General features: G+C 50.5%; 8 protein-coding genes. 2 read left to right on the forward strand and 6 right to left on the reverse strand.

Annotated elements, in window-relative coordinates:
* Positions 1-12: 12 nt before the first annotated feature.
* The 6 genes from B153_RS0125945 to B153_RS0125970 all read right to left on the reverse strand — a co-directional run bounded on the left by B153_RS0125945 (position 13) and on the right by B153_RS0125970 (position 10,151).
* Positions 13-3,534: a SusC/RagA family TonB-linked outer membrane protein gene (locus tag B153_RS0125945; protein ID WP_020599672.1), complete on the reverse strand. Its 3,522-nt coding sequence runs from the start codon at positions 3,532-3,534 to the stop codon at positions 13-15.
* Between the two features lie 92 nt (positions 3,535-3,626).
* A complete protein-coding gene (locus B153_RS0125950) occupies positions 3,627-4,649 on the reverse strand; it encodes a FecR family protein (RefSeq protein WP_020599673.1) in 1,023 nt (340 codons plus the stop codon).
* 125 nt (positions 4,650-4,774) lie between these two features.
* The gene (locus tag B153_RS0125955) at positions 4,775-5,386 is read right to left on the reverse strand and encodes an RNA polymerase sigma factor (protein WP_026262464.1); all 612 of its coding nucleotides are present in this window, start codon (positions 5,384-5,386) and stop codon (positions 4,775-4,777) included.
* 84 nt (positions 5,387-5,470) lie between these two features.
* On the reverse strand, positions 5,471-7,648 hold the full coding sequence (locus B153_RS35910; protein ID WP_040762052.1) for a hypothetical protein: 2,178 nt from the start codon (positions 7,646-7,648) through the stop codon (positions 5,471-5,473).
* Positions 7,649-7,769: 121 nt separating this feature from the next.
* On the reverse strand, positions 7,770-9,479 hold the full coding sequence (locus tag B153_RS0125965; protein ID WP_020599676.1) for a GMC oxidoreductase: 1,710 nt from the start codon (positions 9,477-9,479) through the stop codon (positions 7,770-7,772).
* Between the two features lie 117 nt (positions 9,480-9,596).
* Positions 9,597-10,151 (reverse strand): gluconate 2-dehydrogenase subunit 3 family protein, encoded by a 555-nt coding sequence (locus B153_RS0125970; protein WP_020599677.1) that lies wholly within the window; start codon positions 10,149-10,151, stop codon positions 9,597-9,599.
* Between the two features lie 511 nt (positions 10,152-10,662).
* Here B153_RS0125970 and B153_RS0125975 point away from each other — a divergent pair.
* Positions 10,663-11,367 (forward strand): RNA polymerase sigma-70 factor, encoded by a 705-nt coding sequence (locus B153_RS0125975; RefSeq protein WP_020599678.1) that lies wholly within the window; start codon positions 10,663-10,665, stop codon positions 11,365-11,367.
* Positions 11,368-11,440: 73 nt separating this feature from the next.
* A complete protein-coding gene (locus tag B153_RS0125980) occupies positions 11,441-12,454 on the forward strand; it encodes a FecR family protein (protein WP_020599679.1) in 1,014 nt (337 codons plus the stop codon).
* Positions 12,455-12,461: the final 7 nt, after the last annotated feature.

Below are 12,461 nucleotides of genomic sequence, written 5' to 3' on the forward strand. Positions count from 1 at the left end.
GATGGATGGGTATCAGAACGTAACATTCAGGCCGAACAGGAAGCTCTTTGCCAAAGGATAGTTGTTCAGGTCGATACCGGGTGTGAGGGCGTTATCCGTGTTGCTGACGTCGGGGTTAAACGAGGTGTTCTTCGTGAACAGGAAGGGATTGTTGGCACTCGAATACACCCGGATGCTATTGAGTGACAACCGTTTTACGAGTTCACTCGGAAGCTGGTAGCTGAGGGTGACGTTGTTGATCCGCAGGTACGTTCCCGTATCCACATAGCGCTGGTTCGACAGGCGAATACCGCCCGTTGGGGCATCGTTAGGCCGTGGGGTAACACCATCGCCGGGGTCCTGCTCCGATTTCCAGTAATTGATCTGGGTCGCCAGCGTCCGGCTGCGCGAACGGGTAAGTAGGGTGATGTTGCGGGCTGTGCTGATCACTTCACTGCCGTGTGTACCTTGTAGGTTGATGCTTAGGCTCAGGTTTTTGTACGAAATTCGGTTGGTCATTCCGTAGTAAAAATCGGGGTAGGGCGTCCCCATGATTGTGTTGTCGTAGCTGTTGATAACGCCATCAGGTTTTCCGTTCGGGCCACTCACGTCCACGAACCGAATATCGCCAGGTCGTGAGCGGTCAGCAGCACCTGGATTGTAGACGGGCCCTCGGTCGACATCGGCCTGGGTTTTGTAAATACCATCGACCAGAAAGCCGTAAAACATCCCGATGGGTTGACCAATCATGGTGATATTCCGGCCTGAAATGATGGGGTCGCCCTGTACGCCCAGTTTCACCACCTTGTTCTTATAGGTTGAAATGTTGAAATCAGTCGACCATTTGAGTGCCCGGTCGATGTTGACCGTTCCCAGTACAAACTCCCAACCTGTATTTTTGACCTCGCCAATGTTCTGCAACGCTGTGCTGAAGCCGGTTACGTCGGGGACGTTGACGTTCAGCAGTAAGTCGGTGTTGCGGGCTTGAAAGTGGTCCAGGTTGACAGTTACCCGTCGATTGAAAAAGCTGGCGTCCAGACCGATGTTAAACGATTTCTGCTTTTCCCAGGTCAGGTTCGGGTTGGCGGGTCGGGCCGCTGCGAATCCACCGATGGCTACCCCGCCCAGCGTGTACTTTTCGTAGTTGATGGTTGGGTAATGCTCGTAATTCCCGATGTTGTTGTTGCCCGTTTCACCGTAGCTGACCCGCAGTTTCAACTCGCTCAGGTTACGGACACTTTTCAGGAAGTCCTCGTCTGAAATCCGCCAGGCCACGGCCAGCGATGGAAAAATGCCGTATTTATGATTGTCGCCAAACCGGGAAGAACCATCGGTCCGAATCGAAGCGGTCAGGTAATACTTATCGCTGTAGTTGTAATTGACCCGCGCCAGGTACGAAATCAGCGACCATTGGTACATACTCGATGAGCCATCCGTCAGAATGCCGCTGACCGCACTTAATGTCGGTACCAGATTGTTCGGAAATTTGTTGCTGGTTAGGAAACTCGACTCGTTGGTTTCTTTCTGCATCGTGAACCCTGCCAGCCCGACAAGGTTATGTTTTCCAAAACTTTTCCGGTAGTTGAGAGTGTATTCGGTCAGCCAGTTGAGGGTATTGGACGTGCTGTCGGCCCCTACGGCGGCATTGTTGTAAAAGGCTGGAATCTGTGGCCGGAAGCGCGTTCCCCGCGTGTTGTACGACGTAGCGCCCAACAATACGTTCAGGCTCACGGCCTCGGAGAATTTGTACTCCAGATTGACGTTGCCCAACACCCGCATGCCTTTCCGTTTTCCCTGAATTTCGAGCGCCAGGGCTACGGGGTTCAGCAGAATGGTGGAGGCATCCAGATTGGAATAGACGAAATAGCTGCCGTCAGCATTATAGAGGGGATAGTAAGGCTGAGCCGACGTAGCCTGAGCAATGATACCGTCGTTATCACCACCACCAGGGCCACTGGCCGTCACTACTTTGGCATCCGTATAAGCCGTATTGAAATTCAGTTTGACTGATAACCGATTGGTCAGTTTAGCATCGACATTGGCGCGTAATGAATACCGGTTGAAGTTGCTGTTCCGAATAATCCCTTCCTGGTTGAAATACTCGCCACTGATGGCATACCGTACATTGTCGGTGCCGCCCGTTGCTGATAGTTGATACTGACTTTGAGGGGCTACCCGAAAGACGGCATCCAGCGCGTCGGTGTTGTACGTGTTTTTGCCAGACAGCACATCCTGGATAGTTTGCGGAACTGGAATGGCCCAGGTATTCATAGGGCCGGAGATGTTGTTGCCGTTATCGATATTCCGATTACGGATGCCATCGTAGTAGTACTGCGCCTGCTGCTGGGCATTGAAAAATTCGGGCCGTCGTAGAATACTCTGGAATCCGTAGTAGGTATCGAAACTGATGGTTGCTTTGCCCGACTTACCCCGTTTGGTATTGATGATAATTACACCGTTGGCACCACGAGAGCCATAAATGGCTGTAGCCGAAGCATCTTTCAGAATGTCCATGCTCTCCACATCATTGGGATTTAGCGTCTGGATGTTATCGATAGGAAACCCGTCGACTACATACAGCGGATTGGAACTGGCCGAAATACTCCCGATCCCCCGGATTCGGATCTGGGGAGCGGCACCTGGATCGCCCGACACGGTTTTTACCTGTACTCCGGCTACTTTTCCCAGCAATGCCTGGTCGATTCGGGCAACGGCTAACTCCTTAATTTCCTGGCTACCGACCGAGGCTATTGAGCCGGTTAAGTCCTTACGTTTTACCGAACCATACCCCACCACCACAATTTCTTCAAGCGTTTTATTATCGAGCTTGAGCACAACATCGACCGTAGAGCGGGTGCCTACGACCACTTCCTGCGATAGATAGCCTACGAAGCTGAAAATCAGGGTGGCCGATCCGTTTGGGACATCCAGTTTATACCGACCATTCACATCGGTGGTGGTACCCCGCTGCGAGCCTTTCAGAATGATACTGACGCCAGGTAGTCCTTCCCCTTTTTCGTCGGATACCGTTCCCTGAATCGGCAGATCGGCGATGGGTAATGGGGTTACGGAAAGGGTTGTCAGCCGATTGAAACGTTCCTGTTCGGATTTTGTTTCCAGCGGGTTGTATACGGAGCCATTTTGAGCCGACTCTTTGAGCAGACTTTTTTCATTGCTTTTGGGGTCAGCAACTGGTTTTACGCTGTTGTTCAATGGGAAAATCAGGTACGATTTTTTGCCATATCGTTCAAAGTTCAGTCCGAACGGTGCCAATATACGTTCGAGCTTTCCTTCCAGATTTTGTTTGTTATCGAGCAGGCTACGATCGATGGTTTTATTCTTGAGCAAGTTATCGTTGAACTCAAAAATTACCTTATAATGGCGGCTGAGAACGTCTAACGCTTCGTTTAGCGAAAGCCGGGTGGCATTGACCTCGCCCTGAAGGGCCGGGCGAACATAATTGGCTGCGAATATCTGAGCACTGGCGGCAGTAGGCAGCAGGGTAGCGCTCGATAAAAGCAAAAAAAATAGAACTGCTCGTATGGATGGAGACATTCTTTTTTTTAGGTTTAGGGTTGACAATCGATTACGCCCGTCCTTTCGCTATTCGTCCGGCAAGACCCAGCGACAAGGGCGGGATTTTTTTATCATTTCAGATGAACCACATCGCCATCTTTATGAATCGAGATTGGGTACATGCGCTGAAGTTTCGCAAAGAATACTTCGGCCGAATCGGCTGGAAATGAGCCTGTAAAGGTTTCCTGTTTGAGTGCGGGGTTGTCGATCACGACATCGAGGTTATACATGTCTTTCAGCATGTCCGCGATTTCGGCCAGCGACTTTTGTTTAAATAAAATGACCTTGTCTTTCCAGGCCGTGTAATCGTCAATCTGAATGGCCTGCTTGACCAGTCGGACTTTTTCGTGCGACTGACTCACTTTTTCGCCTGGTTTCAGCATCACGGTATTTTGTTCGTTCTGCTCATCGACCACTTTCACCGAGCCATGCTCAAGAGCCACATCGACCTTATCCCGGCGGTTGAGCACATTGAATGCGGTGCCTAATACCTGTATTTTCAGGGTGTTGGCATGAACCACAAACGGAACCCGCTTGCCATTGGCGCTACGCTTGACGACGTCAAAAAATGCTTCGCCTTCTACCCAGACTTCGCGGCTGGGCCTGTCTAGAAAATCGTTGGCAAAGTGCAGTCTGGAATGAGCGTTCAGCGTAACGGTTGACCCATCGGCCAGCGTTATCTGACGAATTTCACCATAAGCCGTTTGGATTTCTTTAGTTCGCAATGGGTTATAAATCAGGGCGTAGCTGAGCAGGATGACGGCTATGCCAGCGGCTACCACCCACACAGGCCGTTTCCACCAGCCTATCGAATGGGCAGGTTGTTCCCACAGCGGTACAACGGGCGTCGCGTCGTCGTTCAGGTTGGCCTGTATAGCCTGCCACATACTCGACCGCTCCGATGGGGTCCAGGTTTCACCGAACGAAATGTGCTGAACCAGCCATTGCGCTTTCTTGACGACAGGCCGTTTTTCTGGGTGCTCGGCAAGCCAGTTTTGCCAGAACGATTCACTCGCTGAGTCGGCTTCCAGCACCCATCGCTGAAAGAAATCATCAGCGGCAAAGTCTTCTTCCGTAAAGTGCAGATAGTTCATTGGAAAGGAGTAGGAGTTGTGTCGGTGTATACCCGTATAGAAAGGGCAATAAGGTTTTTGTAACCTTCCGAATTGGAAAATTTTTCAGAAAAATTTAAGCAAGAGAAGAAGCCGCTGATAAACAGTTAGATATTGGCCAGTACCAAGAACGGTAGTAGAAAATCGATGGTATGAATGAGGGCTTGTCGTAACGTTTTAATGGCCCGGTGAATAGTGTTTCGCAGAATCTGATACTCCAGTCCGGTCAGTTCGGAGATGTCTTCATAACTCATCTTTTCGAAGAATCTGAGAAAAATGATCTCCTGCTGACGAGGGGGCAACGACCGGACGGCTAGCTGCAATTTCTGAACATTCGACGCTTCGACTTCACTGACGTCGGTAGCATACTGCTGTTCGAGCGATAAGGTATTGTCGGGAAATGAATCGGTGGTGAGTCGTTCTTTTCGAACATCGGCCAGAATGATTCGTCGTAGAGAAACCATCAGGTAATATTTGACCGATTGCGGAACGCTGAGGTTGTGCCGTCGATTCCAGATCTGGACAAAAAGCTCCTGAACCGAGTCCTGTACCAACTCCCGATTGTACGCTACTGATAGCCCGTATTGCAACAGCCAGTCCGCATAGTTTTCGTAAAAGTAAGCCAGTGCATTCGATTCTCCCTGCTGAAGGCGTATCCACCAGCCTGTTTCATCTTCCTGTTGAACGGAGAAATCCATTACCCGATTAGTAGATACCATTTCGTTGAATCGCTAGCAAGTTAACCAGAATACTTCGTTTTGTTCTAAAAAATCACTTTAACTTACATTTTAGTTAGAATGCTATTATCTATTGACCCCATCGCTGTCTTTAGCCAACAGAATGTCGCGCTCCACCTGCGGTATGTACTTGGACCAGATGAAGGTTCGGGCATCGTTGAAGGCGTTTTCTTTCGAGACATACCCGTCGATATAAGGCACTTCGTGGTAATGGCTGGCAGTAATATCACTGACGGTACGCCAATGGGTCAGGCATCGGGTTAGTAGGGTAATGGCCTCTTGCTGATGGGCCTTATTTTGCGAAAGCCGGTACGTTTGTAGAGCCACCCCAGCCCGGAGTTTATCGGCGAAATACCGGCTCAAATAGGCCCAGGTTTCCAGATCGGCCAGCTCACAGGCCAGCGTAGGTGGAGCGCCCGGACGCAGTTGCTGAACTCGTGCCAGAACGGTTTTGCTATCAGCATCCAGCCAGTCAGCCAGGGTTAGCGGGCCGACTTTTCCGGCGGGCAGCGAGCCATTTGCCTGTTTCAGTGCGGCATAGTCCTTAATCGACAGATAGGTTGGGTCTAAGGGTTGGTGTTCAATAAGTTCGTTGACAGAAATAAACGACGATACATCATCCTGAAATCCTTTCCCTGCCGAAAAAGGGGACAAAAAACCTTCTGAATAGAGTGTGTAATCCCAGGTCGAGGCAAAATAAGAAGCAAGTCGTAGCGGCATCTGACTGGCAGCAGCGGTAGCTTCCAGCATCGGTTTACCCGATTTGGCTCCGTACCGACTGGCAAAGCTGGCTTCAAATACGGCATCGGGTGTTTTAGGGTCGTAGAGCAATCTACCCCAGAGCTGATAAAACAACCACTGTTTCTCGAAGGCATACGTCCAGGTGCGGTGCGCGTTATCGACATGCGAATACTCTTTGGCCGGAATATACCCTTCTGAGCCAACGAAATAGCCGTTGACATACGGAGCCGTATTCTGTGCAATATGCCGACGAATAAAATCGGGTTGACCCCAGCGCAGAATGAAAAAGTCCTCATTCCGAATCATCCATTCAATGCGGTAGTTATTGGGCATCGGATTCCAGTAGCCATCGTCGCGTTTGCCCGAATGTGAATCGTGCGTTAGAAGAAATGAGGGAGTCGAGTGGCCATGCGACCAGTTAAATTTGATCTCAACCAGCGTCGTATCAGATAAATGCGCGTTGTTGATCACCCGGCGCATCTCGGCTGGATCGGCAGAAAGGACGGAACGGTGCAGAAACTTAACCGGCCGATTGGCGGCTTTGATACCCGCCACAATGGTTTCTTCGAGCCAGTCTTCCCGGTCTTTGGGCGTCATGTTGGGTAGAGCAGTCCCTTCGGCTTTGAAATTGCTCATCCAGTCGGCCAGCGTAATGCCGATGCCGGCCAAATCGGGATACTCGTTGATAACCTGCGTAACGACCTCACGCGTGTACCGCTTGACAATCGCTGAGGTGTCGTTTCGCTCTTTCACCCCGTAATGCTTGGCAAATTCGGGCGATACGGCGATGTTCCAGTTGACAATGTATGGATCGATCCCTCGCTCTTTGGCCATCCGAAACAAGCCCGTCCAGAACTGTTTCCAGTCGGCCATTTCCTTGTCCGAGAAGCTGTTGGCTTCGGGAAAATGCGTCGGTTTGACCATAAACGAGAACGGGTGGACATTCCAGAGTGACAGCACGTTGAACCGATTCTCGGCCATCTGATCCAGCAACTTTTGCCAGTATGCCAAATCCCGGCAGGTTTCTTTATGCACGTCCATCACCTGACCTACCCGGTACGAAGACCACGGCAAATTGACTTTCAGCGCCCGAACTGTGAAGTGGGGATTTACCGTTTTCGGAACTACCGTTTTCCAGGTTTTACCCATCCGAATCTGCTCGGCAACATCCATTGATCCATACATGGCACCCGTTGCATTCGTGGCTGTGATCTGGAGTTGGTTGGCCTGATAGCTGATCCGGTAGCCTTCGTCCCGAATGGATGGATTCGTCTGACCAGGCAACACGCGAATGACAATCGCAGCAGTCGAATTTTGTGGCTTTCTGTCAATTGAATAACCGGTCAGTTGCAGTGCCTTTTCCAGATGATCAACTCCAAAACGAATCGGACGGCTTGTGGTGTCATAGGCAATTGTCAGCACTGATTGTTGGGTCTGACCAAAAAGCAATACTGGCCAGAAAATCAGCATAACGAACCCGGAACGTAAGAATTGATTAGTCATGCCGATTGAGTGATCGTTTGGGTATTAGGGGAGAGCAGGCTATAGCACCCCTAAATCCCCTAAAAGGGACTTAATTCAAAGACGAGCTAAGTCCCCTTCAGGGGATTTAGGGGTTAGTCAACTATAAATTCCGCGCTTTCAACTGGGCAACCGCATAACTGGCAGCCCGTGCTGTGAGCGCCATATAGGTCAGTGAGGGGTTTACATTGGAGGATGAGGTCATGCCCGAACCGTCGGTCACGAACACGTTTTTGCAGGCATGAACCTGATTGTATTTGTTCAGAACCGAGGTTTTGGGATCTCTGCCCATGCGGGCCGTACCCATTTCGTGAATCCCCAAGCCCATGTGCGCTACCGGATTGTCGTAGGGCGTTACATTTTTGAACCCGGCGGCTTCGAGCATTTCGGCGGCATCGTTCATGATGTCTTTCCGCATCGCCAACTCATTCTCACCGAAATCAGCGTCGAACACAAGCTGGGGTAAGCCCCACTTGTCTGTTTCGGTTTCGCTGAGATAGAATCGGTTTTTGGGGTCTGATAGCACTTCGCCAAATCCGGTGAGGCTGAATTTCCAGGGTCCGGGTTTCGTCATCTGGTTTTTAAAATCGGCTCCGAAGCCTGTTTCAGCCGCCCCGCGCGACCAGTCGGCCCGGCTGGCTCCTCCCTGATAGCCAAAGCCCCGGAGGTAGCTGCGTTTATCAGCACCCCAGTTGCGGAAGCGCGGAATGTATAAACTCCCCGGACGAGCACCGAAATAGTAGTCATTTTCAAACCCTTCCACATCCGCACGGGCACCGATGGCCAGGTGGTGATCCATCAGGTTACGGCCCAGTTGCTCGCTATCGTTGCCCAGACCATTCGGGAAACGGGCTGATTTGGAGTTCATCAGCAATGACGTAGAGCCGATGGTACCTGCATTGAGGAAAAGCACTTTGGCATAGAACTCCCGCACTTCGAGGGTATTCTGGTCGATGACTCGTACACCTTTGGCCTTTTGGGTTTTTTCGTCATACAGAATCTCCTTGACAATGGCGTTGTGAACCATCGTCAGCCGGTTCGTATGGCGGGCGGCTGGCAGGGTAGCAGCCAGTGAACTGAAATACCCCCCATACGGGCATCCGCGTGTACAGCGATTCCGAAACTGACAATCCGTTCGGCCTACGGCCAGATGCTGGGGCTGGGCTTTGGTCAGGTGAGCGACCCGACCAATCGTAATCGGTCGATTCAACTTTTGGGCTACGGATTTCTTCAGGTGAATCTCTGGAGCCGTCATCGCCATGGGGGGCAGGAAATAGCTGTCGGGCAACACGGCTAACCCTTCGGCCTGCCCACTGACACCGACAAATTTTTCGACGTAGGTATACCAGGGCACTAGATCTTCGTAGCGAATGGGCCAGTCGATCCCGATGCCCTCCTTGGCATTGGCCAGAAAATCCTGCGGGTTCCAGCGGTAGGTATGTTTGCCCCATAGTAATGACTTCCCACCCGTATGATAGGCCCGAATCCAGTTGAAGGGTCGTTTCTGGATGTAGGGATTTTCCTTGTCGTTGGTGAACAGATACTGCGAGCCTTCCTTCGCCGAGAAGAACATCGTGGCATAGTGTTCTTCGGCAGCAACGTTCGTGATTTTACCCCGGTGCGGAAATTCCCAGGGATCTTTCATCGCATTTTTATAGTCGGCAACGTGCTTCAGTTCGTAACCCCGTTCGAGGACCAGTACGTTCAGGCCTTTTTCGGTGAGTTCTTTGGCAGCCCAGCCGCCCGTCATGCCCGACCCGACCACGATGGCGTCGTACGTCTGGGCTTTATCTGCTTTGATATTGAGGTTCATAGTTTTTTACAGGAGTGGTTGTTTAGTAGTAGGAGTGAGGAGCGAGTATTGGGAGTAGCTGGCGTCAGAATAAAGGCTTGCGTCAGTTCTCCTAATACTCGCTCCTCACTCCTACTACTACACTTGATTTCCGTACATGAAATCTTTCTGACCGGGTTTGATTTTGATGGCTACGAACTTACCGGGAATGGGCTGGTAGTCGAAAGATGCTTTGATGCCGGGTTCCGATGTGAAGTAACCCAGTAAGGTTAGTTCTTTGGTAATGAGCCAGTACGTGGGCGCTGACGATGTTTGGGCCTCGGCTTCTACCTGTTTGAGCAGCGCCGTTTGCTGATCGGGCGTTAGTGTCAGGAAATTCTTACGTTCCAGGTCGCTCAAACCCGTCAGGAAGGCGTCCTGCGCTGGTTTTTTGTAACAATCCTGGAGCATCAGGTTGATGAAGTCGGGAACACCGGCATCGATTGCCCCCGGCGTATCGGTTCTGGGTAGGATCAGATCGGCGGTTCGGGCTACGATTTCGCGTTGGGTTTCGGTCAGAAACGAGTTCGTCCGGTGGTGTGTTCGACCGCTCAACGCAAGTTGTTCCCAGCGATTCATGGCCTGTAGGGTAGGAGCCGAGAGCGTGCCACCCAGTAACCAGGCTGTTCGTGTTAAAGCGTCCCGTCTGTTCATTTGCGTGTATTAGTTTCGATGGTTTATTCTTTCAAACGAGCGATCCTGTCGATTGCTCTCTAAATCACCACATAGCGACGTAGTATAAAGACTGGCAGGTGCATTTAATACCCCGGATTTCACTATTTTTCTTGATAACAGCTTTAGAATAGAAGGATTTGAGCCTCTTGAGGCTGGTGTGGAAAAATGTGGCTATAAAAAATCATGGATAGGGTCAGGATATAATGCTGTAGCGCTGCTTTTCTGGTTAAGAAGCTTCTGTTCACAAGCACCTTCTGCTTACCTGTACCACAGCCGGACTAATCAGACCGTTTCGTCCACGCCTATAGAGTATATCTCCAGGTTAATGGGATTTTAATCCCTATCTGCACTGTTAAATTCAATTTTTTGAAAAAATAATGAAAATGGACTAAGTGTTTTTAGGCTGATTATCGTCTTTACTAATACATGATCTGTAGTTTACGAACGATTCATTGGCCCAGTTACGAATCATTCTAGAGGAAATAATCAAATGAACCAACCGCTTCATTTACCCGTAGAGATGGGACAAGTCCTGCCCTTAAGACAACGGCCCGAGTTAGGGGCGGTGTATGTTTTGGAGTCGGAAGAAACAGGTACGCCGTCTTCTGGAAAGGCGGGTTGGGATAATGAATTATTCCTGCGAAAAGCTTTTCAGGAAGACGTCGAACGGGGGATCAGCTTGTTGTTTCGGCAATACTATACCCTGCTGTGCAGCCATGCGGTCCGGTTCGTATCGTCGAAAGCCATCGCTGAAGATATAGTCTCCGACATTTTTTATGAGTTTCAGGCGGAGTCGCGGTATAAGAGCATCACCAGTTCGTTCCGGGCGTATTTGTTTACGGCGGTTCGCAACCGGGCGTTCGATTATGTGCGGGCTGAAATGCGGCATAATACCTCGCTGGAAAATGCCGAGCTGATGCCCGCCCACAAAACCCAGAGCCCAGACTCGATTACGCAGTATGAAGAACTCTATCACGACGTCGAAAATGCCATCAACGCTATGCCCGTAAAGCGTCGGCAGATTTACATCATGCACCGGTTTGAGGGCAAAAAGTACCAGGAGATCGCCGACGAACTGCACCTGTCGCTGCGCACTGTGGAAGCGCATCTGTTTCAGGCCATGCGGCAAATTCGGAATACGTTGAAAGATAAATGGTTGTTGATTGCCTGCCTGGTAGGACAGCTTTGGCAATGATTGCGTATTTTTCTCTATGATGACTACGTGTTTTTTGTGTTGAAATCGTCATGATAGCATTAATAGTTAATCGATGAAAACTCAGGTATCGAAAGAATCACTTCTCAACTACTTTGCTGGCCGGGCAACGGCTCTGCAAAAGCAGGCTATTGACGAGTGGGCAAAAGAAGAGGATAACCGCGAGCTGTTTTTCGAGTACCTGGCCATGTGGGAAAGTCAAAACCCCCAATTCATTGCCGACGACCGGAAAGCATTGGAGCGGCATCGTCAGCGGATGCTCGGCGTAGTAGAACGGGAAGTAGAGACTGAATCCACCCCCATTGAAGAGCCTGTTATACAACAACTTGGTTCAACCTGGTATCGCTGGCTGGTAGCCGCTTCGGTGAGTCTGCTTCTGCTGGTTGGCGGTTATGTGTTTCGGGACTCGATCCGCTACACCACCTTCGAAACCGGCTTTGGTCAAACCCGGTCGCTGACGCTGGCCGATGGCAGTCGGATTACCTTGAATGCCAACTCATCGCTACGGGTGCCCCGATTTGGCTTTGGCCAGAAAACACGGGAAGTGGTACTGGCGGGTGAAGCCGATTTCTCCATCAAGCACCTGCCTAACCATCAGAATTTTGTGGTGCGGACCGATAAGCACTTTGAAGTCGTGGTGTTGGGTACGGAGTTTATGGTCAATACCCGCGAGCAAACGAAAAAGGTGGTTCTGAATAAAGGAAAGGTTCAGCTATTGTATCAGGAAGGGCAGACCAATAAACAGCTCACAATGAAGCCGGGCAATCTGGTTACCTTCGACAATACCGGAAAAGTAAGCTTAAAACTAACCGAGAAACCGGAAAACTACAGTTCCTGGAAAGAACATCGCTATGTCTTCGATGGCACTACGCTTTCCGAAATCGGCACTCTATTTAAGGAAAACTACGGTATCGTGCTGCAAATTCCTGACAAGGCCCTGGCCCAGGAGACCATTTCGGGGGCTTTTAAAGCCTATAGTGCCGATGAACTCCTTGAGACCCTGACGAGTATAGCCAACCTGAACTACCGACAACAAGGCGATACCATCATTATAACCCAGAATCATTAACCAAGAA

Source organism: Spirosoma panaciterrae DSM 21099 (assembly GCF_000374025.1).
Taxonomy (GTDB): Bacteria; Bacteroidota; Bacteroidia; order Cytophagales; family Spirosomataceae; genus Spirosoma; species Spirosoma panaciterrae.